The organism is Streptomyces sp. NPDC008092 (genome assembly GCF_042957285.1).
In the GTDB taxonomy this organism is placed as follows: Bacteria; Actinomycetota; Actinomycetes; order Streptomycetales; family Streptomycetaceae; genus Streptomyces.
In genome coordinates this window covers 52,388-73,636 of record NZ_JBIBHY010000023.1, presented here as the reverse complement: position 1 = coordinate 73,636, position 21,249 = coordinate 52,388, and the positions used below count along the sequence as shown (strand labels likewise).

The 21,249-nt window shown below is 72.4% G+C and carries 12 protein-coding genes and 1 other RNA gene; 3 read left to right on the top strand and 10 right to left on the bottom strand.

Annotated features, from left to right (window positions below):
• Nucleotides 1–8 precede the first annotated feature (8 nt).
• From ACFZB3_RS45960 to ACFZB3_RS45945, 4 genes are all read right to left on the bottom strand, one after another.
• Entirely contained in the window at nucleotides 9–4,883 is a 4,875-nt protein-coding gene (locus ACFZB3_RS45960) for a ricin-type beta-trefoil lectin domain protein (protein ID WP_391389044.1), read from the bottom strand.
• Between the two features lie 295 nt (nucleotides 4,884–5,178).
• Nucleotides 5,179–5,565: a transfer-messenger RNA gene (gene ssrA / locus ACFZB3_RS45955) on the bottom strand.
• 110 nt (nucleotides 5,566–5,675) lie between these two features.
• Nucleotides 5,676–6,218, bottom strand: coding sequence for an SsrA-binding protein SmpB (gene smpB / locus ACFZB3_RS45950; protein ID WP_391389145.1), 543 nt, complete (start codon nucleotides 6,216–6,218; stop codon nucleotides 5,676–5,678).
• Between the two features lie 83 nt (nucleotides 6,219–6,301).
• On the bottom strand, nucleotides 6,302–7,471 hold the full coding sequence (locus tag ACFZB3_RS45945; protein WP_391389042.1) for a S41 family peptidase: 1,170 nt from the start codon (nucleotides 7,469–7,471) through the stop codon (nucleotides 6,302–6,304).
• A gap of 222 nt (nucleotides 7,472–7,693) precedes the next feature.
• On the opposite strand from ACFZB3_RS45945, the gene ACFZB3_RS45940 reads away from it, so the two are divergent.
• Complete coding sequence (locus ACFZB3_RS45940; RefSeq protein WP_391389040.1) at nucleotides 7,694–9,010, top strand: RNA-guided endonuclease TnpB family protein; 1,317 nt, start codon at nucleotides 7,694–7,696, stop codon at nucleotides 9,008–9,010.
• Here ACFZB3_RS45940 and ftsX read toward each other — a convergent pair.
• Complete coding sequence (gene ftsX / locus ACFZB3_RS45935) at nucleotides 8,937–9,854, bottom strand: permease-like cell division protein FtsX (RefSeq protein WP_361288528.1); 918 nt, start codon at nucleotides 9,852–9,854, stop codon at nucleotides 8,937–8,939. The genes ACFZB3_RS45940 and ftsX overlap by 74 nt on opposite strands.
• Nucleotides 9,855–9,901: 47 nt before the next feature.
• Nucleotides 9,902–10,591 carry a cell division ATP-binding protein FtsE gene (gene ftsE / locus ACFZB3_RS45930; protein WP_059203505.1) on the bottom strand — a complete coding sequence of 230 codons (690 nt, stop codon included), beginning with the start codon at nucleotides 10,589–10,591 and terminating at the stop codon, nucleotides 9,902–9,904.
• Between the two features lie 257 nt (nucleotides 10,592–10,848).
• Between ftsE and ACFZB3_RS45925 the strand changes: the two genes are divergently transcribed.
• Nucleotides 10,849–11,043 (top strand): hypothetical protein, encoded by a 195-nt coding sequence (locus ACFZB3_RS45925; RefSeq protein ID WP_089106595.1) that lies wholly within the window; start codon nucleotides 10,849–10,851, stop codon nucleotides 11,041–11,043.
• A 110-nt stretch (nucleotides 11,044–11,153) separates the two neighbouring features.
• Here ACFZB3_RS45925 and ACFZB3_RS45920 read toward each other — a convergent pair whose 3' ends face one another.
• The 4 genes from ACFZB3_RS45920 to ACFZB3_RS45905 all read right to left on the bottom strand — a co-directional run bounded on the left by ACFZB3_RS45920 (nucleotide 11,154) and on the right by ACFZB3_RS45905 (nucleotide 16,846).
• Nucleotides 11,154–11,981 (bottom strand): hypothetical protein, encoded by an 828-nt coding sequence (locus ACFZB3_RS45920; RefSeq protein ID WP_391389036.1) that lies wholly within the window; start codon nucleotides 11,979–11,981, stop codon nucleotides 11,154–11,156.
• A 303-nt stretch (nucleotides 11,982–12,284) separates the two neighbouring features.
• Nucleotides 12,285–13,391, bottom strand: a complete 1,107-nt coding sequence (gene prfB, locus ACFZB3_RS45915; RefSeq protein WP_391389033.1) for a peptide chain release factor 2 — start codon at nucleotides 13,389–13,391, stop codon at nucleotides 12,285–12,287.
• Between the two features lie 314 nt (nucleotides 13,392–13,705).
• Nucleotides 13,706–14,944, bottom strand: a complete 1,239-nt coding sequence (locus ACFZB3_RS45910) for a protein kinase (RefSeq protein ID WP_391389031.1) — start codon at nucleotides 14,942–14,944, stop codon at nucleotides 13,706–13,708.
• 111 nt (nucleotides 14,945–15,055) lie between these two features.
• The gene (locus ACFZB3_RS45905; protein ID WP_391389027.1) at nucleotides 15,056–16,846 is read right to left on the bottom strand and encodes a protein kinase; all 1,791 of its coding nucleotides are present in this window, start codon (nucleotides 16,844–16,846) and stop codon (nucleotides 15,056–15,058) included.
• 433 nt (nucleotides 16,847–17,279) lie between these two features.
• On the opposite strand from ACFZB3_RS45905, the gene ACFZB3_RS45900 reads away from it, so the two are divergent.
• Nucleotides 17,280–21,152, top strand: coding sequence for an FHA domain-containing protein (locus ACFZB3_RS45900; protein WP_391389024.1), 3,873 nt, complete (start codon nucleotides 17,280–17,282; stop codon nucleotides 21,150–21,152).
• Nucleotides 21,153–21,249 lie beyond the last annotated feature (97 nt).

Here is a 21,249-nt window from a genome sequence, read left to right as displayed (position 1 = left end):
TCACCTCCTCAGATCGGGTAGCAGGTCTGCACGTAGTAGCCGAAGCGGTGCTTCCCCGCCGACTCGGGAACCCTCACGAGCTTGATGAAGAAGCGGTTGCCCGCGGCCTCCTTGGCCCGGTTCTCCCAGTAGACCGTACCGAGGGAGGAGTCCTTCGGTCCGAAGGTCCCCGTCCAGGTGAGCTCGGTCCGGGACTTGTCCTTCATCCAGTTCTTGATCATGTTGGCCTTCTGGCCCAGTGCGTAGTCGACGACCTTCTGTGCCGTGTCCTGGTCGACCCATACGCTGTTCGGCGTTTCCACGCCCTTGTTCTTGACCGTCTTCGCGGCGGACAGATCTTTCGCTTGCTGCTCGGTCGGGGTCACGTGCTCGTCGATCGTGTGCGCCTGACCGGGGAACTTCTGGCCGTCGAGCACGATGTCGTTGCAGTTGTGGACCAGGACCGGGGTCTCGCCCGCCACCGCGTAGAAGGTGTGAAGGCCGGCCACGGTCAGGTCGTACACGGTCCGGGGCTTCGCCTCGTGGCGGTCGAGCACCGCGGCCACGGTGCGCAGGGTGCCGTCCGGGCCGCGCAGGTTCTCGCCGGGCCGCAGGTCGGACGCCAGTGTCCAGCCCCGGCCGACGACGAACATCCGGTGTCCGGGGGTGCTGGTGAGGCGCCCGCCGTCCGCCAGGGTGACGTCGACCAGGTCGACGGCGGTGTGGTGGAAGGTACGGGTCACCGGCTCGCCCTGCGCGCGTCCGGTCGCCGGGTCGGTGGCCAGCAGGAGGTCGCCGGTCTGTACGTCACGGAGCTGCTTGCGGCCGCCGTCGGCCAGGACAACCTCGGTGGTGCCGGGGAAGCTGTTCCTCGGGCACGCCGTCCGCGCCTCCTCGTACACCTTCGCGGACCGCTCGATCGCGGAGAGGGTACGGGCGTCCACATCCAGCGCCCGCAGCGCCTTCAGTGCGTCGGCGACGCCGACACCGGTGCGCATGGCCGCGTCCACGGCACGGATCGCCTCGGTGATCTTCGCGATCGGGCCGCCGATCGGAAGCCAGGTGGCGGCCCAGGCGCAGTCGCCGAAACTGCCGCTGCCGTCACCGTTGATCTTGTGGTAGCAGCCGGTGAAGTCGCCGATGATCGACTCGTAGATGCCCTTCCAGACGTCCTTGGTCACGTCCCACGCGGAGAGCTTGACGGTCTTGGTCAGGTCCTTGAACGTCTGCGTCTTGAGGAAGACCGTGTCCTCGGCAGGGCAACCGGCCTCCGTGGCGGGCACGTCCGGGTTGTCGCACAGGTAGTAGCTGACCACCGCGTCGAAGTGCACCTTGTACACCAGCGTGTTGCAGTCCAGGCCGTGGCACTCGTTGGGGAGTCGTTCCGGCTCCCCGTTCTGCTTGATGTCGTCGATGACGGAGAACACGCCACCGATCCCGGTCCCGGCGCCCGTCTGCACCTGCTTGTTCGCGTCCGCGGCCGCCGCCTGGTCGGCCGCCTGCTGGGCCGACTCGGCGTACTTCTGGGCGTCCTTCGCCGCCTCCTCGGCCGCGGTGGCCTCGGCGTCGGCGCGGTCGGCCGCGGCGCGGGCGTCCTTCGCCGACTGCTCGGCCTCGGCGGCCGCCGTACGGGCCGCGTCCGCGTCCAGGGCCGCCTGGTCGGCGGAGTCCCGGGCGTCCTTGGCGTAACCCTCGGCGTTGCCGGCCGCCCGGTCGGCGGCCGCCGCGTCCGCGGTGGCCTGCTGGTCGTACTCGATGGTGCGCGCCAGTGACTTCTGCGCGTCCGCCGCGTACTGCGCGGCCTCGGAGGCGTAACCGAGTGCCTCCTTCGACGACCTGCGGGCGTCGGCCGCGTGACCGGCCGCCTCGGCGGCGATCGTGTACGCGGCCTTCGCGTCGCCGGTCGCGGCGTCGGCGAGGCTCTGCGCCTGCTCGGCGTTCTTCTGCGCGTCGGCGGCGTGCGCCTCGGCGACGGCCTGCTGCTGCTGGGCGATCGTCTTCGACGACTGGCCCGACAGAACGGCTAGACCCGCCGCGGAGTCGGTGTCCACGTAGGGCGAACCGAGCTGGATCGCGTCGTTGGCCGGCGCCGCGACCTGCTGTGCGGAGGCTCCGGCGGCCTCGGCCGCCTGCCCGGTCGTGTAGGCATGACCGGCCGCGTCCGCCGCGCCCGCGACCGCCTTGGCGGCCTCGGCCTTCGCCGCGTCGGCCTGCTTCTTCGAGTCGGCCGCGTGCTGCTCGGCCTCGTCGGCCAGCTTGACCGCCGTACGGGCCGCGGCAGCCGAGGCCTGGGAGGCCGTGATGGCGTCCGCCGCCGCGCTGGTCGCCGTGCGTACCGCCGCGTCCGCCTTCAGCTTGGCCGCCTGGGCGTCGTCCGCGTCGGAACGGGCCCGCTTCGCCGCCGCCTCCGCACGCGTCGCCGCGGCGTCCGCGTCGGCCGCGGCCTGGCTCGCCGCGTCGGCCTCGGTACGGGCCGAGCCCGCCGCCGCCTCCGCGTCGTCGGCCGCCTGGTCCGCCTGGTCGGCCGCCGCCCGTGAGTCCTGCGCGTCGGCGTCCGAGTCGTGCGCGTCGGCGTAGGCGTCCTTGGCGTCGGACTTCGCGCGCGCCGCGTTCGCCTTGCTCTTCGCGTCCCACGCGTCGTCCGACTTGCCCTTGGCCCGGTCCCGCGCGGCCTCCGCGTCCTGGCGCTTGCTGCGGGCGGTGGACTCGGCGGTGTCCGCCCGGTCCTTGGCCTCGGCGGCGGTCTTCGCGTACCCCTCGGCGTTCGTCTTGTGCTGCGCGGCCTCGGCCTGCTTGGCCGCGGCGGTCTCCTTCTCCGCCCTCGCCGTCTGCTCCTCGGCCTCCGCGTCGAGCCGCTTGGCGTGCGCGGTGGCGGCGGCCGCCTTCGCGTCGGTCTCCGCCCGCTGCGTCTCGTCGAGCTTCGCCTTCGCCGTGTCGCGCGCGGCCTTGGCGGTCTGCGCCTGTACGGCGGCGGCGTCCGCGGCGGCCTTCGCCTGCGCGTTGGCCTCCTGCGCGGCGGCCGTACGGAACGCGGCCTTCGACTGCGCCGCCTGCGTCACCGCGCGGGCGGCGATGGTCGCACTGTCGCCGGCGGACGCCTTGGTCGCCGCGTAGGCGGTGTCACCGGCCTTGGACAGGGCGTCGAGCGCGGCGGCCGATGCCTTGGTGACCTGGGCCTTCTGCTGCCCGACGAGCAGGCCCCGGCCGCGCGGGGCGCCCGCCTGGTCGGCGACGGCGTAGGCGGCCTGGGTGGCGGTGTCCGTGTCGGTGGCCGCCTTCTTGGCGGCGGTGACCTGCGTCTTGAGCAGGTCGAGCTGGGTCTTTGCCGCGGTCTGGGCGTCGGTGACGCCCTTCTTCGCCTTGTCGAACTGAGCCTTGGTCGGGTAGCCCAGGTCGTCGGTGCCGTTGTGGCCGGAGGGGGCGAAGTCGAACTTCTGCGGGTCGGTGCCCTTGCAGTCCCAGGTCCGCGTGTCACGGCCGTTGTCGTAGGTCGCGAGGTCCAGGCAGTTGCCGGTGCCCGGGTTGTACAGGCGGCTGGTCCCGTGGGTGCCGTACTCCCACTTCTGGGCCGGGCTCTTGGCGTTGCAGGTCGAGATCTGCACCACGGTCCCGTTCGCCGGGGAGCCGCCCTTCACCTCCAGGCACTTGCCGGAGTTGACGTTGACCAGTGCGTCGCCGCTGATCGCCCACTTCTGCCCGACCGAGCCGTTGCAGGTGTAGATCTGCACGGGCGTGCCGTTGTCCTTCTTGCCGCCGCCCACTTCGAGGCACTTGTCGGCGGCGCCGTGCGCGTGCACGATCATCGGGCTGTCGCCGATCCAGCCGGGGCCGCCGGCCGACCAGTAGTCCTGCCAGCGGGCGAGGCGGTCGGCGATCCACGACTGGCCGAGCAGTTCGCCCAGCGCCTTGGAGCCGGTGGCGAGGGCCTTGGTGGCGTCGCGGTTCGCGTCGAGGATCCGGTCGCGCTGGCCGGCCTGGGCGGCGATCTCCCGCTGCCACTCGGCGGACGCGTCCGCGACCTCCTTGCCGAGGACCCGGTCCGGGTCGACGGGGGTGAGCCAGTCGCAGGAGGCGAACCGGCTCTTCAGGTCCTCCACGGCGATCCGGTACTCGACGCTGCCCGGCTCGGGCGCGGTGCGCGGGAAACCGCCGGAGGAGAGGAAGATCCGGGCGTTGTCCGCGCTCGTCGGCTGCGTGGACCGGTTCACCAGGGCGTCCCACGCCTGGTGTTCGGCGTACGCCTGCTGCCACTGCGGGGTGGGGAGGGAGGGGTCGGGGTCGGCGCCGTAGAGCGGGGTGCCGAGGTCCCTGACCGCCTTGACCGTGGCGTCGTCGGCCTTCGGGACCGGGTCCCGGTAGAAGTCGCCCTCGTCCTTCCAGAACTGGGCCTGGATCCACTGGCTCAGGCCGGTCTGCGCGAAGAAGCCCGGGCCCGTGCCGGTGGTCCCCGGCGGCCAGTGGAATCCGGTCTCGGTGAACCCGGCGGGGGTGCTCAGGCCGTCGAGCGGCTTCTTCCACACGTCGACGTACGCGTCGAGGGCGTCGCCCGCCTTGTCGGCGGCGTCCTTGTCCTTGTCGTATGCCGTCGACAGCGGGGTGGTGTTCCAGTACTCGCGGTTCGCCGCGGTGTGCAGCTTGTCCGGGGTCTGGTCGAGCCCGTCCTGCGCGGTGCCGAACATGGCGGAGCCGCCCGTACGCAGCACCTCGGCCATCAGGCACTGGTCCTGGCGGAGCTGCTCGGCGGCCTTGGCGTCGAAGCCGTCGTAGCTGTCGGCCACCGGGCTGAAGTCGGTCGCCCGGTGCTGGGGCAGGTCCGGCCGGCCGGCGACCGCGGCGAGCACGGCGAGCGCGAGTACGGAGGGGACGAGCCGTCTGAGACGGCCCGCCTTTCGTGCAAGGGGCATGACAAGCCCGGGTCTGGAACGCAAGAGAACACCCCGTTTTTCCTGGGAAGGGCAGACAGGGGCCCCGCTCGAAGAGGTGGCGTGTGCACGTGACGGCGGTCAGAACCGCCGGCCCCTCCCCATGGCGACGATGTTCCCCCGGTCGCTGATGGACGTGCGCGGCGGCGGAGTGGTCGGCTCAGCCCAGCGCGCGCACCGCACTTTAGTAAACTTGTGGGACATCTGTGAAGAGTTTTTGACCGAACACGACGAAGGCCCGGTGGTCTGTGACCACCGGGCCCTCGCAACATGGAGATTGTGGAGATGGCGGGAATCGAACCCGCGTCCAACGGTGCAGAATCAGGGCTTCTCCGTGTGCAGTTCGCTGTGATTTTCTCGGCCCCGGCAATCACGCGAACAAGTCGCCGACGGGCCCAGTCACTGTTTGATTTCCCATCCGACCCCGTGACCGGGCCGGATGGTTTAGTCCCCTAGATTATGCCAGGGTCCGGGTCGGGAACATCCCCGGTCTGACACCCGTTAGGGCCTTCACTCACTGCTTATTAGGCAGCGAGGGCGAAGGCGCGGGAATCGCTCTTGGAATTGGCGATTATTGGTTGCGACATATGGTTAACGAGATCATTGCCGCTTCCTCGACACGCTTCCCCTGCTTCGACATCCGCTGTCGAAACCGATCATCCCCATGTTGTTTTGTGAACCCCTCCAAGGAGGGTCCGCACCCGCTGTGAGGTGCAGTGCCATCGTACGTGAACAACGAGCGACGTGGCCACCGTATTCCGGCGGTGTTCCGCGCTACGCGCCCCGCTGCCTGCGCTTGGCCGCCGCGATCGCGCGGTCCGACTCCCGCCGGTCCTGCTGCTCCCGCAGGGTCTGCCGCTTGTCGTACTCCTTCTTGCCCCGCGCGAGCGCGATCTCGGCCTTGGCCCGGCCGTCCTTGAAGTACAGCACGAGCGGCACGATCGTGTGGCCGGTCTCCTGGGACTTGACCTCCAGCTTGTCGATCTCCTCCCGGTGCAGCAGCAGCTTGCGCTTGCGGCGCGCGGAGTGGTTGGTCCAGCTGCCCTGGTGGTACTCGGGGATGTGGGCGTTGTGCAGCCACGCCTCACCCCGGTCGATCTGGACGAAGCCGTCGGTCAGCGAGCTCCGCCCCTCACGCAGCGACTTCACCTCGGTGCCGAACAGCACGATGCCGGCCTCGTAGGTGTCGACGATCGCGTAGTCGTGCCGCGCCTTCTTGTTCTGCGCGACGATCTTGCGCTTGCCGCCCTTCTCGCCGTCCCTGGCTTTGGCGGCCGTCCCCTGCTGCTTCTGCTGGGACTCTTTCGGTACGTACATTCCCTTGGCCATAGTGCCCTCCATTTTCGCACTACGGAGGGGGTGTGGGGGAAGCGGATTGGCGACGGGTTCCGCAGCCGCCCCTACGACGGGTCGCCCAGGCCGCTCAGGACCGTCTCCGCCCGCTCCAGCGCCCCGGAGGACACGTCCAGGTCGGGGGTGATGCCCCGGCCGTCGACGGTGTGGCCGGACGGGGTGCGGTAGTGGCCGACGGTGAGCTCGGCGACCGAGCCGTCGGGCAGGCGGGTCGGCATCTGGATGGAGCCCTTGCCGAAGGTGCGGGAGCCGAGGACGACCGCGCGGCCGCGGTCCTGGAGGGCGCCGGTGAGCATCTCGGCCGCGCTCATCGTGCCGCCGTCGACGAGTGCGACCAGGGGTCTCGCGGTGTCGCCGCCGGGCTCGGCGTGCAGGGAGCGCTCGGCGCCGTCGACGTCGTAGGTGGCGACCAGGCCGCCGTCGAGGAAGGCGGAGGCGGCGGTGACGGCCTCGCTGACCAGGCCGCCGGAGTTGCCGCGCAGGTCGAGGACGATGCCGGCGTCGGCCGGGGCCTGCCGGACGGCGGTGCGCACGAGTTCACCGGAGCCCCGGGTGAAGGCCGAGACCTTGATGACGGTGATGCCGGCGGTCAGCTTGTGCACGGTCACCGAGTCCGTCGACAGCAGCGCCCGGCGCAGGGTCTCGCTCCACGCGCGCGTGCCGCGTGCGAGGCCGAGGGTGACGGTCGTACCGGCGCGGGCGTCGGTGGCGTCACCGCGCAGTAACGAGACGACGTCGGTGACGGGCCGCCCGTCGACGTCCTCGCCGTCGATGGTGCGCAGCCGGTCGCCCTTCCTGATCCCCGCCTCGGCCGCGGGCGACCCTGCCTGCACCTTGGTCACGTCGATCCGGCCGTCCGCCGTCCGCCGGGCCCACAGCCCCACGCCCGTGTACTGGCCGTCGAGCGCTTCCTCGAACTCCTGGTACTCGCCCTCGGAGTAGACCGCGGCCCACCGGTCCCCGCTGCGGCTGACAGCGCGTTCCGCCGCCTCCATCGGGGACTTGCCGTCGGCCATCGCCTCGGCGGCGGCCTTCGCGACGTCCTCGTGCCCGGCACCGGCACGGGCGGCTCCGGCGGGCGTCTTCCGGCCGGACTGCCCGGGATCGGGAAACGCCCCGGTGGCCGCCCCGGTCACCAACAGCCCTGCGAACACCAACGTCAGAGCCGCCCCCCGGCGAACCCGGCGGGGCTGACAGAACAGCTCTCGGCCTGACATGCGGGTGAGTCTAGGACAACCCGAAGGACCGCACGGGTGGTTGTTCGTACGGCCCTCGTGGCATCCATCACGCATCGCCGTCCCACGGAGAACACATCGTCCATGCGGTGATCAAGGGTTCACTCGCGAGAGTGGCAAGGCCCCGACTGTGTCCGGACGTTCGGACTTCGCGCATACGGTCTGGTGACGAACGTGGAGCGATGCAGCAGAGGGGGCGACGACTTGACCCGGACGCGGCTGTCGGCCGAGGCGGCGGCCGGGCATGTCCGGTACACCTACCGGCTGCGGGTGTCGTCCTCCGCCCGCAGGGCACTGCTGGCCGAGTGGGAGTGCTGCCGGTGGGTCTGGAACGAATGCGTGGCCCGGTCGAAGAGGGCCTACCTGGCGGCGGAGACCTGCGGCCCGGCACGACTGGATCGCATGCTGACTGCGGCTCGTGCGGCCTCCCCCTGGCTGGCCGCGGGCTCCAGCGTGCCGCAGCAGCAGGTCGTCCGTGACTTCGGCAAGTCCCGGGCGAAGGCACAGAAGGACATCAAGGGGCGTCTGCCGCAGCGGCAGCGGGCCGGGCTGCCCACGCACAAGAAGAAGCGCGACGCCGCGCCGAGTCTGAACTACACGAAGCGGGGGTTCCGGCTGAAGGGCGGTCGCCTGCATCTCGCCGGCGGGATCGTGCTCACGGTCGTGTGGTCGCGGAAGCTGCCCACCGCGCCCTCCTCGGTGCGGGTGTACCAGGACCGCGTCGGGCACTGGCACTGCTCCTTCGTGATCACTTCCGAGGTGCGGCCACTGCCCGCCACCGGACGCGTACTCGGCGTGGACTGGGGTGTGAAGGAGACCGCCACCACTACCTCTGACGCACACGATCTTCCACACGCCGAACATGGCCGCAAGGCTCAGACCAGGATCACCCGGTACGACCGGATGGTGGCCCGCCGCAGGCCCCGGAAGGGACAGCGCGCCTCGAAAGGCTACGGCGAGGCGAAGAAGTGGCGGGCCAAGGCTTACGCGAAGATCGCTCGGCAGCGGCAGGACAGCGCCCGCAAGTGGGCGAAGAAGGTCGTGACCGACCACGACGTCATCGCCGTCGAGGACTTCCGGCCGAAGTTCCTCGCCGGGACGACCATGGCCCGCAAGGCGGCCGACGCCGCCATCGGTGCCGCGAAGCGGGCCCTGGTCGAGATGGCGCGCAAACACGGGCGGGACATCCGCCTCGTGCATCCCTCACACACGACCATGGACTGCGGAAGGTGCGGAGCGAGAGCCAAGCACGCCCTCCCGCTGTCAGAACGTACCTACACGTGCACCGCGTGCGGATCGGTGTCCCCGCGGGACAAGAACTCCGCACGCGTGATGCTCGTCCGGGCCGGTCTGGACCCGGCTGGCGCCGAAGGCACAAGACCTCCTGGAGCGCCGCTCCAGGAGGCTGCCCGAGCCAGGAATCCCCTCCCTCCCGGGAGGGGAGCGGTCAAACCTTCAGGTACTTGCGCAGCGCGAAGAACGCGGCAAGCGCGGGCATCAGGAGGCTTGTTGCGAGGATGAGGGGGAGCTTGGTCAACACGGCGTCCCAGCCGATGAAGTTGATCAAGTTCAGCTTGTGGGACAGGTCCAGGCCGTGGTCGATGATGAAGTAGCGGGCGATCACCAGGAATCCGCAGGCGACCGTGCCGCCGATCAGGCCGGCGACGGCGGCCTCCGCGATGAACGGGGCCTGGATGTAGAAGCCGGAGGCGCCGACCAGGCGCATGATGCCGGTCTCGCGCCGACGGCTGAACGCGGAGACGCGCACCGTGTTGACGATCAGCATCAGGGCGACCACCAGCATCAGGGCCATGACCATGCGGGCCGCCCAGTTCATGCCGTTGAGCAGGCCGAAGAGGTTGTCGAGGATGCCCTTCTGGTCCTGGACCGACTGGACCCCGTCACGGCCGTCGAAGGCGGTCGCGACGACCTGGTACTTCTCCGGGTCCTTGAGCTTGATCCGGTACGACTCCTGCATCTGGTCCGGCGTGAGGGAGTCGGCGAGCGGCGAGTCGCCGAACTGCTCCTTGTAGTGCTTGTACGCCTGGTCCTGCGACTCGTAGGTCACCTTCTCGACCACCGACATCTTGCCGAGGTCGGCCTGGATCTGCTTCTTCTGGTCGTCGGTGACGGCGCCCTTGGCGCAGTTCGGGTCGGACTCGGCGTCGCTCTTGTTGCAGAGGAAGATCGAGACGTTGACCTTGTCGTACCAGTAGCCCTTCATGGTGTTGACCTGGTCGCTCATCAGGAGCGAGCCACCGAAGAGCGCCAGGGACAGGGCGACCGAGACGACGACCGCGAAGGTCATCGTCAGATTGCGGCGGAGACCGACTCCGATCTCCGACATTACGAACGAGGCGCGCATGGCGTCGGGTTATGCCTTTCCGTGGACGTCTGCGGGATCGATGGCGGTCAGTGCTGGTAGCCGTAGACGCCGCGGGCCTGGTCGCGGACGAGGCGGCCCTTCTCCAGCTCGATGACGCGCTTGCGCATCTGGTCCACGATGTTCTGGTCGTGGGTGGCCATCACCACGGTGGTGCCGGTGCGGTTGATGCGGTCCAGCAGCTTCATGATGCCGACCGAGGTCTGCGGGTCGAGGTTGCCCGTGGGCTCGTCCGCGATCAGCAGCTTGGGCCGGTTCACGAAGGCGCGCGCGATGGCCACGCGCTGCTGCTCACCACCGGAGAGCTCACCGGGCCTGCGGTCCTCCTTGCCGCCGAGCCCGACGAGGTCGAGCACCTGGGGCACGGACTTGCGGATCTCGCCCTTGGACTTGCCGATGACCTCCTGGGCGAAGGCCACGTTCTCGGCGACCGTCTTGTTGGGCAGCAGGCGGAAGTCCTGGAAGACCGTCCCGAGCTGGCGGCGCATCTGCGGCACCTTCCAGTTGGACAGCCGGGCGAGGTCCTTGCCGAGGACGTGCACCTGGCCGTGGCTGCACCGCTCCTCGCGGAGGATCAGCCGCAGGAAGGTGGACTTTCCGGAGCCGGAGGATCCCACGAGGAAGACGAACTCACCCTTCTCCACTTCCAGGGAGACATCCCTGAGTGCGGGGTGGGTCTGCTTGGGGTAGACCTTGGAGACATTGTCGAATCGGATCACGGATGCACCACGGGTCGCCGGGGGTAGATGAGCGTGACCATACGCGAGTCGGGTGTGGAAGCGCAGGCGCCGGTCACGGTTGGGTGAGGCTTGTGCGGTTTTGTTCCGGGACAGTCTCTTCGGAGCGCCCAGGAGTGCCGGGGCGAGGTCCGCGGACGGCCGCGCTCTTTCCGGGGGAACCTGGCACAGTGGGAGGGGAACGTTCTCGTTCCGCGGAGCGTTGGATAGGTAATGGCCGGTGCAAGGAGGGTGAGCGCATGACGTACGACCGGTTGGTGTGCGCGAACTGCGCGGCGCCCGTGAGCGAAGGCCGGTGCCCCGTGTGCCGCGCCAATCGCGAGCGTCTTCAGCAGGAGAGTTTCCTCGGCGGTCTGAACCCGATGGCGCTCATCGGGCTGCTGGCGGTACTGATCGCCGCGGTGGCGCTGCTGGCGGCACACCAGACCGCGTAACGAAGCTCACACGCGAAGCTCACCCAAGAGCGACCGAAGGGCCCTGAGCCACTGCTCGGGGCCCTTCGTCCGTTGCGATGCGCATACGCTCCGTGAGCGCCGGGCTACCGTCAGGCGGCGGCGCCGCCGCGGCCGCCCACGAGGCGCGGCAGGATGCGGAAGCCGATACCGCCGGCGATCATCGTGGCGGCGCCGACGACGAGGAAGGCCGTCTGCCCGGCACCGGTCTCGGCGAGCTGGTCGCCGCCACCCTGGGCCTCGGTGTTCGAGGACCCGGTGTCGGTGAGGGCCGAGGTGCCGGCCTCCTGGGCGGAGGTGCCGGAGTTGCCGTCGGTGCCGGTGCCGGAGCCGCCGGAGGTCGAGCCACCGGTGGACGAGCCACCCGAGGTCGAACCGCCCGAGGTCGAACCGCCGGTGGACGAGCCACCCGAGGTCGAACCACCGGAGGTGGAGCCGCCCGAGGTCGAACCGCCGGTGTCGCCGCCGGTGGTCGAGCCGCCGGTGTCCGTACCGCCGGTGTCGGTGCCACCGGTGTCGGTACCGCCGGTGTCCGTGCCACCCGTGTCCGTACCGCCAGTGTCGGTGCCACCGGTGTCGGTACCGCCGGTGTCCGTGCCACCCGTGTCCGTACCACCGGTGTCGGTGCCACCCGTGTCGGTACCGCCGGTGTCCGTACCACCCGTGTCCGTACCACCGGTGTCCGTACCACCCGTGTCCGTACCGCCGGTGCCGCTGGTACCACCGTCGTCACAGGTCGGGTCCACCACGATGTCGCACGGCGTGCCGCCCGTGCCGCCATCGCTGTCACCCGACGTGACGGTCACGCCCACGCCGATGTCCAGCGCGGAAGCGGCGCCGGCGGCCGTGAGAGAGGCGCCGGCGGCGATCACTGCGCCGGCGGCTATCCGCGCGACGCGGAGACGCGTCTTCTTCGTCATATGGTTGCTACCCCCAGTAGCTGATCGTCAGTGCGGCGGCGCTCGGGGCCGGTGCTCGACGGAGACAGCTACGAATATTCAAGGCCCCCGGTTCACATGCGCCCCAGAGATACGCATGCCACACTTCACCCTTCCCATTTTCCAAGAGCACGTCAAGGCCGTTGCGTGCGCGATGTCCAGTTGCGCACCCAATGCCGGGAGTTGAAGCGTGTGAGTGTGACGTAAAACCCAGACATACGAGAACTGCCGCCACGGGGGCGGCAGTTCCAGGTCGGTCGACTCACCGTGGGCAAGTCGACAAAGTTACTTCTCCTGCTGCTTGCGCCAGCGAATTCCGGCCTCCAGGAACCCGTCGATCTCGCCGTTGAACACGGCCTCGGGGTTGCCCACTTCGTACTCGGTCCGCAGGTCCTTGACCATCTGGTACGGGTGCAGCACGTACGACCGCATCTGGTTGCCCCAGGAGTTGCCGCCGTCGCCCTTGAGGGCGTCCATCTTGGCCTGCTCCTCCTGGCGGCGCCGCTCAAGGAGCTTGGCCTGGAGGACGTTCATCGCGGTGGCCTTGTTCTGGATCTGCGACCGCTCGTTCTGGCAGGAGACGACGATGCCGGTGGGGAGGTGGGTGAGGCGCACCGCGGAGTCGGTGGTGTTCACGCCCTGGCCGCCGGGTCCGGAGGACCGGTACACGTCCACCCGGAGCTCGGACTCGTCGATCTCGATGTGGTCGGTCTGCTCGACCACGGGGAGCACCTCGACACCGGCGAAGGAGGTCTGCCGGCGGCCCTGGTTGTCGTACGGCGAGATGCGCACGAGCCGGTGCGTGCCCTGCTCCACGGAGAGGGTGCCGTAGGCGTACGGCACCTGCACGGCGAAGGTGGTCGACTTGATGCCGGCCTCTTCGGCGTACGACGTCTCGATGAGCTCGGTCTTGTAGCCCTTCTGCTCCGCCCACCGCAGGTACATGCGCTGCAGCTTCTCGGCGAAGTCGGCGGCGTCGACGCCACCGGCCTCCGCGCGGATGTTCACCAGCGCTTCCCGGGAGTCGTACTCCCCGCTGAGCAGCGTCCGGACCTCCATCTCGTCCAGCGCCTTCTTGACGGCGGAGAGCTCGGACTCGGCCTCGGCACGGGTGTCCGGGTCGTCCTCCTCGTCCGCCATCTCGAAGAGCACGGCGAGATCGTCGATCCGTCCGCGCAGCGCCTCCGCCTTCCTGACCTCGGCCTGGAGGTGGCTCAGCTTGCTGGTGATCTTCTGCGCCTCGTCCGGGTTGTCCCACAGGGACGGCGCGGCCGCCTGCTCCTCAAGCACGGCGACGTCTGCCCTCAGCTTGTCGAGGTCCAGAACGGCCTCGATCGACTCCATGGTCGAGGAGAGGGACTTGAGCTCTTCGGATACATCGACAACTGCCACGCCTCCAGCGTAACGGCTCCGCCAACCGAGGATGGCCGACGGGCATCGCCCGCCGGTTCAGGTCCACGACGGGGCCGGGGCAAGGCCTGGCGACCCGGGTCGCCCCCACCCACCGAGCGCGGACGGACGCCGGATCCCCGACGGGGTCCGGGGCGGGGTCCCACAGCGGTGGCCCCACGGCCTGCCGAGCCGGGCGGGCGTCCACCCTCCATCGGGGTCCGGGGCGGAGCCCCGCGGCGGTCATCTCTTGAGGTGCCGAGTCGGGTGGGTGGGTGGGAAGAAAGTGGGCGGAGCCACAACCCGCGCCCGACCGCTCACGGCGCCGACGAGCTGTGCGTCTGCTGCGGCGGCGGAGCCGAGTCGTCGCCCGACGTCGCCAGGTACGCCCCGGCGCCCACCGCCGCGGCCACCACCACCCCCGCCACCGCGAACGTCACCTTGCGTCGCCGCGCCGCCACCCGATGCCGTGCCGACCCCGGCCGCGGCGCCCCCGACGCCCGCGGCGCCCGCGCCGTGCCCCGGGCGCCGCCCGCCAGCTCGTCGGGGCCCGGCACCCGCATCGACGTGTGCGTGTCCCGGTTGGAGTCCGGCTTCGCGCCCGGCACCAGGGAGACCGCCCCCCGGCGCCGTACCCGCTGCTCCTCGGCGGCCGGGGCGGCGGCCGCCGACGGCTCCTCGGCCTCCTCCGGCGCCTCCGTCTCCGGCTCGTCGACGTCCAGCGGCGGCATCCCCGCCAGCGTCGGCAGCTGCTCCCGCAGCCGCGCGGCCAGCTCGGAGGCGCGCAGCCGGGACGCCGGGGCCTTCGCCAGGCACTGGACGAGCAGCTGCCAGAGCTCCTCGGGGATGCCCGGGAGCGGGACCACGGTCTCGGTGACGTGGCGGCGGAGCACGGCGCCGGGGTGGCCGCCGCCGAACGGGGTGAAGCCCGCGAGGAGCTCGTACAGGACCGTCGCGAGCGCGTAGATGTCCACCGACGCGCGGGGCGGCAGGCCCTCGACGATCTCCGGGGCCAGGTAGTCCGGCGTGCCGATGATCTTCGTGGCGCGGGTCCGCTTCGGGGAGTCGATGAGCTTCGCGACGCCGAAGTCGGTCAGCAGGGCGGGGTGGGAGCCGCCGGGGCCCAGCGGGCCCTGCATGTCCAGGAGGACGTTCTCCGGCTTCACGTCCCGGTGGACGACCCCCGCCGCGTGCGCCGCCGCCAGCCCGTCCGCGACGTCCGCGACGATCGCGACGGCCGCCTCGGGCGCGAGCCGCCGCTCCCGGTCCAGGCGGGTGCGCAGATCCGTGCCCCGGACCAGGTCCATGACGAGGGCGAGGTCGTTGCCGTCGACGACGAGGTCACGGACGGACACCACGTGCGGGTGGTCGAGGCCCAGCAGTGCCGTGCGCTCCTGCACGAAGCGGCCCACCAGCTCCTCGTCGGACGCGAGATCCTCGCGCAGCAGCTTGATGGCGACGGGCCCTTCCGGCCCCTCGCCCAGCCACACCGTGCCGGCGCTGCCCCGCCCCAGGATCTGGTTGGCGGTGTACCGGCTGCCGATCTTCCGTGCCAAGACTGCTCCTACAGACGCGTGTTGCCGACAAAAGTACGCGTCCGACGAGCCAACCTTCACCACGGAGGCGGAAATCACCCGCCAGGTGTCGACAAATCCCCAGAGTCGCGGTCAGTTGCCGGAACCGTTGCCCAGGTCGCTGACGAAGGTGCCGACCGACTTGGCCCAGTCCTTCAGCTGGGTCCAGTAGCCCACGCCGTCCCCCACCCAGGTGTGCACCGGGGTCAGGTCCCAGATCAGCCAGCCCGCGACGAACAGGATGACGACCAGGAACAGGCAGCCCTTGAGGCAGCCGAGTCCGGGGATCTTCATCGGGTTGGCGCTGCGCTGCCGCGGCTCGCGCGGGGCCCGCTGCTGCGGCTCGGCGGCGGGGGGCGCGTAGCGCTGCTGGGGCTGCTGGGGCTGTTGCGGCGGGGCGTACTGCTGCTGCGGCCGTCCGCCGCCGTACCCGGCGGGCGGCTGCTGGCCGTAGCCGGGCGGCGGCTGCTGGCCGTATCCGGCGGGCTGCTGCCCGTACCCGCCCTGTCCGCCCGGCCCGCCCTGTCCGCGCGGCTGCGGCCGGCGTACCGGCTGCTGCTGCGGGGGCTGGCGCGGCGGCTGCTGCTGCGGCCGGGCCACCTGGCGCTGGGGGCGGCGGCGCAGCGGGTCCTCGCCCGGGTCGAGGTACTGGACCTGGGTCTGCTCGTTGCGGTCGCGGGCCGCGCGGAGCTGGGTCTGCCAGGGGTGCGGCTGTTCCGGCTGCTGCTGGCCGGGCTGGCCGGACTGCCCGGGCTGGCCGGGCTGGCCCTGGGGCATCGGCGGCATGACGGCGGTCGGGTCGGCCGCGCCAGTGTTCGGCAGCACGGCGGTCGGGTCGGCGGCGCCGAACGGCACCGGTCCGCCGGTGTGCGGCAGGACGCTGGTCGCGGCGTTCGGGTCGTACGCGCCCATCGGCGTGCCCGTGTTCGGCAGCACCTGGGTCGGGTCGGCCGCGCCCGGAACGGCGGTCGGCGCCGGGTCGGGGGCGAGCAGCGCGCCGACGCCCTCGGCGGCCGCGATCTGCGCGGAGTTCGCGTGCACGCCGACGCCCTCGGCGACCACCCGCAGGCCGCGCGCGAGGTTCTCGGCGCTGGGGCGGTCGTCGGGGTTCTTGCGCAGGCAGCGTTCTATGACCGTCCACAGCGGGTCGGGGACGGTGGAGGGGCGGCGGGGCTCGGCGCTGAGGTGCTGGTGGAGGACTTCCAGGGCGCTGCCGCCGGAGAACGGCGGGCGGCCGGTGACCAGCTCGTACAGCAGGATGCCGGCGCCGTAGATGTCGACGGCGGAGGTCTGCGGGCGGCCCTCGGCGGACTCCGGCGCGACGTACGCGGGCGTGCCGACGAACTCCTGGGTCCGGGTCAGGCCCGGGGAGTCGGCGAGCCGGGCGATGCCGAAGTCGGTCAGCAGCGGGTGCATCTGGCCGTTGTACTGCGCGAGCAGCACGTTGGCGGGCTTCAGGTCGCGGTGCACCACGCCGTCGGCGTGGCTGGCGGCGAGCGCGTCGGCTACCTGGGCGGTGAGCAGGGCGGCGGCGACGGGCGTGAAGGGGCCGTTCTCACGCAGGTAGCGGTGCAGGTCGGGGCCGTCGACGAGGTCCATGACCAGGGCGAGCAGATCGCCCTCCACGACGAGGTCGCGGACCCGGACGATGTTCGGGTGGGTGAGCCGGAGCAGGACGGAGCGCTCCCGCAGGAAGCGCATCACGATGTCGGGGTCGTTCGCGAGCTCTTCCTTGAGGACCTTGATCGCGACGGTCTCGCCGGGCTGGCCGGGCACGGCCGCCTCGGCGCCCGCGGTCTCCCGCTGGCGGGCACGCCAGACGGTACCGGTGGCGCCGCGTCCCAGCGGCTCCTCCAGGAGGTACTTGCTGCCTACCGGCCGCACGTCATGCGCTCCCTGCTGCCTGCTGAATGGCTGGCTGCTGAATGTCTCCGACCCATGTGTCCGGTCCACTGTAGTGCCGTGGTGCCTGGGACCGGGCTGTCGTCCGGCTGTGCTTTCCCCTCCCTCGTAGGGAGCCGATAAGCGTTCCCGACGTATCCCCATACGTTGGCGTTCCGGCCTGCGTTCGATGGAAAGACGCTTGCTTCGGTCCGCTGGTTGCCGTGCTCGGACGTGACCGATCTCAAGTGATCGCGCGCACGGTATTGGTCAGGCACTTTTGGGGGCAGAGCTGACCAATCAAGATCACTTACCATCGGGGCGTGGGCGCGTTGTCAGTGGCAGGTGCGAGGATGCGTTTGACAGCAGAACTGGCCGACGTGCTCGTGGCGGTGGGGGGAATTCCGCGCCCGCGCAGAAGGGACCGCTGACGGCGATGCAGATCCGGCTGACCGTCGTAGACCCGCTGGGCCCTGCCGCGCAGCGGGGCCGGGCCGTGAGCCGGGACGTGCTGGTGACGGCGCCCGCGGGCACGGACCTGGCCGCGGTGGCGTCGGGGCTCTCCTCGGCGGTCACCGGGGACGGCAGCCTGGGCGGCCGCGAGCCGAGCGGCGCCCCGGTCGTGCTGTACGCCGGGACGGAGCGGCTGGACGCCCGCCGCCGTGTCCTGGGCGAGCCCCCGCTGGTCGACGGCGCCGTGCTGTCCCTGGGCGCCCCCGCCGCCCCCGAGCCGCACCCCGAGCTGGACGACGCCCCGACCCAGCTGCACGTGGTCGCCGGCCCGGACGCGGGCGGGGTCCACCTCCTGCACGGCGGCCAGATCACCATCGGCCGCTCCGCCGACGCCGACGTCCCGCTCGACGACCCGGACGTCTCCCGGCTGCACTGCGCGGTCACGGTCGCCGCGGACGGCCGGGTCTCGGTCGCCGACCTGCACTCCACGAACGGCACGGCCCTGGACGGCACCCGCGTCACCGACCGCCCGGTCCGCCTCACCCCGGGCTCGCTGCTGCGCATAGGGGAATCGGCCCTGCGGCTTACGCCGTCCGGGGGGCCGGGCGCCCGGGTGGGCACGGCACCCGACGGAGAGGGATGCGTGCGGGTGCTGACGGGCGGCGAGGAGACCGAGGGCGGCGGTTCCGCCGCCCCGGAGAGCGGTGCGGCCGCACCGGCCGGCCGCACCCATCACGCCTACGGCACCGCCGGCTGGGGAGCCGCGGGCGGGGCCGCCGGGGGCCAGGGGCACGGCCCGGTGGAACCACCGGTCGTGCCGGCGCAGGGGATCGCGCCGAGGATCGAGAGCCGGGGCGGGCAGCAGGCGGCCGGCCGCGGTGACGGGCCGCCGCGGACCGGACGAGCGGGCGGACCCGCCGGGGAGGGCAGGGACGGCGGGCACGCGGGCGGGTTCCCGCCGTCCACCGGGCACGGGACCGAGCCGCCGTCGGCCGGACGCGGAGCCGACGGGGACCGCCACGGACACCCGTCGGTCGCCCGGGACCGCGGCACCCTGCCGGGCCCGCGCGACGGTTCCGGCGCCGCACCCGGACCGGGCACCGCGCCTGGTGCCGGGACCGCATACGACCCCGGCACGGCATACGGCTCCGGCACCGCACCCGGCTCCGCCCCGCAGCGCCGTTCGCGTTCGGGCGACACGCATGCGGGCCGATCCGGCGTGCTCGGCGACCCGACCGCAGCCGGGAACTCCGGAACCACCGGACACTCCGAAACCGCCGGGCACTCCGGAAGCACCGGCCGCTCCGGCACCACCGGAACCGCCAGAAGCACCGGCAGCACCACCGCCACCCCGACGCCCGGGCGTCCGGCCGGCATCGCCCGCACCGACGGCGGCCCGCTCGCCGACGCCACCACCGACACCGCCGCCCGCACCGGCTCCGACACCCGCCCCGACGCCCCCTCCGGCAGGCGCAAAGGCACCCCCCTCCGCGGTACCGAAGCCCCCGCCCTGCCCGGCGCCCGCAGGCGCGGCGGGCTCGGGGCCTGGGCGCGGCGGCTGGCCGGCGGGCGCGGTGAGCCCCCGTCGGCGGCCGGCGACGAGACCGCGATGCCGGACGGCGCCGCCGCGTCCGCCGGTGTGCCCGCCCAGCCGGAGACCTGGCCCGACCCCGCCGCCCTGCTGCTGACCGCCCTCGGCCCCGGCCCCCGCCTCTGGGAGCGCGGCCCCGGCCACCCGGAGGCGCTCACGGTCCGGCTCGGCACGGCGGACCGCCCGACGCCCGACGGCTCCGGCCTGCTGCCCGCCGTCCCGGTCACCGCCGATCTGCGCGAGGCCGGTGCCCTCGGCCTGGCCGGTCCGCGCACCCGCCTGGCAGGCCTCGCCCGCGCGGTCCTGGCCCAGCTCGCCGCGCTGCACTCGCCCGACCTGCTGGAGATCGTCCTGATCAGCGCGGACCGGGCCCGCCCCCTGGAGGAGCGCACGGCCGAGTGGTCGTGGCTCGGCTGGCTCCCGCACGTCCGCCCGGGGCACGGCCAGGACTGCCGCCTGCTGCTGGCCTACGACCGCGAACAGGCGGCGGCCCGCGTGGAGGAACTGCTGCGCCGGACGGAGGAGCTGTCCGCCCCCCGCAGACCGGCCACGCCGTCCGACCGCCCGGCACCCGCACCGGCCGCCGCCCCGGCCCGTACGGCAGCGGACGCCGCGTCCCCCGAAGCCGCCGGCGGCCCCTCCTGGGCCCGCCACGACCTCGGCGCCGACGACGGCAGGGGCGGCTTCCCGGGCCCGTACACGGTCGTCGTCGTGGACGGCGATCCCGGCGGCTCCGCGCTGCGCGACGCGGTGGCGCGGCTGACCGTGGCCGGGCCACGGGCCGGAGTGCACGTGGTCTGCCTCGCGGAGACGGCCCCCACCTCGTCCACCTCCCCGGTCGACCAGACCTACGAGGAGGCGTGCGCGGTGACGCCGACGTTCCGGGAGTGCGGGGCGGTGGCCCTGCTCAGCGGCGACGTGGCGACGGCGCTGCACCTCATGCGGGTCTCGGCCGGCGGCCGCACCGGCCAGGGCGGTGCGGCCGGCCCGGTCGGCCCCGGCACCCTGGCCGCGGTGGACGCGGTCTCCCCGGCCTGGGCCGAGCGATTCGCGCGGGCGCTGGCACCGCTGCGCCCCGACGGCCCGGGGGCCGACCGGCACACGCGCGTGGCCGCCCCGCTCCCCCAGTCCGCCCGGCTGCTGGACGAGCTGGGGCTGGCGAGGGCCACCCCGGCCTCGCTGATGGCCCGTTGGGCGGACGCGGCCGACGACGCCGAGTCGCTGGGCGGCCGGGCCCGGGCGGTGCTCGGCGCCGGACCGCGCGGCCCGCTCACCGCCGACCTGGTGGCCGAGGGACCGCATCTGCTGACCGAGGGCCCGGCCGGCAGCGGCCGTACGGAGCTGCTGCGGGCGGTGGTCGCCTCGCTGGCCGCCGCCGAGCGGCCCGACCGGCTCGGGATCGTCCTGATCGACGGCCGGGACGGCGTCGGCACGGGTGCCGGGCACGGCGAGGGCCTGCGGGTCTGTACGGACATACCGCATGTCACCACCCACCTCACCGCCAACGATCCGGTGCGGATGCGGGAGTTCGCGCAGTCGCTGAGCGCCGAGCTGAAGCGGCGGGCCGAGCTGCTGGGCCGTTCCCACTTCACCGACTGGCACGCGCAGCACGAGATCTCCGGCCGTATCGTCCCGCAGCGCGCCCGCCCCGCCGCCTCGGGTGCCGGCGACATAGAGGCCCCGCCGAGCTCGACGCTCCGCCTGCGCCCGTCGGCCGGCGCCGCGGCCCGCGGGCGTACCGAGGCACCGCCCCCGCTCCCCCGTCTGGTGATCGTGGTCGACGACCTGGACGCCCTGGTCTCCCCCGCCCTCGGCTCGCCGGGCCGCCCGGCCGCGGGTTCCGTGATGCGGGCGCTGGAGGCGGTGGCGAAGGAGGGCGACCGGCTCGGCGTCCACCTGGTCGCGGCGGCCGGCACCGGCGGCCGTACGGCGGAGACGGAGCCCGCCCGGCAGGCCACCCTGCGTATCGCCCTGGACACCCCGGCCGGCGGCCCCGACGAACCGGCGCCGGGCCGTGGCCGTCTGACCACGCCGGACGGCCGGACCACGGAGTTCCAGACGGGCCGCGTCACGGGCCGCATCCCCCGCACGGCGACCCAACGCCCCACGGTGGTCCCCCTCGACTGGCACCGCATGGGCGACCCCCCGGCCCGCCGCCCGGTCCGCGAGCTGGGCAACGGCCCGACGGACCTGGCCCTGCTGGCGAGCGCGGTGGAGAGGGCGGCGAAGGAGGTTTCGGCGGCGGAGGTTCCGTCACTCTTGTGAGTGAGGGCACAACCCGGGGTCACCGATCACAACGCGATCACGATCCCCGGCCCTCACCGGCACGCACCCTTGCAGGCCCCGCGGCCCCCGCGTACAC

Coding starts and splice junctions, on each gene's coding strand:
- ACFZB3_RS45900 (WP_391389024.1), top strand. CDS start 17,280: ATGCAGATCCGGCTGACCGTCGTAGACCCGCTGGGCCCTGCCGCGCAG.
- ftsX (WP_361288528.1), bottom strand. CDS start 9,854: ATGCGCGCCTCGTTCGTAATGTCGGAGATCGGAGTCGGTCTCCGCCGC.
- smpB (WP_391389145.1), bottom strand. CDS start 6,218: ATGTACGTACCGAAAGAGTCCCAGCAGAAGCAGCAGGGGACGGCCGCC.
- ACFZB3_RS45925 (WP_089106595.1), top strand. CDS start 10,849: ATGACGTACGACCGGTTGGTGTGCGCGAACTGCGCGGCGCCCGTGAGC.
- ACFZB3_RS45960 (WP_391389044.1), bottom strand. CDS start 4,883: ATGCCCCTTGCACGAAAGGCGGGCCGTCTCAGACGGCTCGTCCCCTCC.
- ACFZB3_RS45945 (WP_391389042.1), bottom strand. CDS start 7,471: ATGTCAGGCCGAGAGCTGTTCTGTCAGCCCCGCCGGGTTCGCCGGGGG.
- ACFZB3_RS45920 (WP_391389036.1), bottom strand. CDS start 11,981: ATGACGAAGAAGACGCGTCTCCGCGTCGCGCGGATAGCCGCCGGCGCA.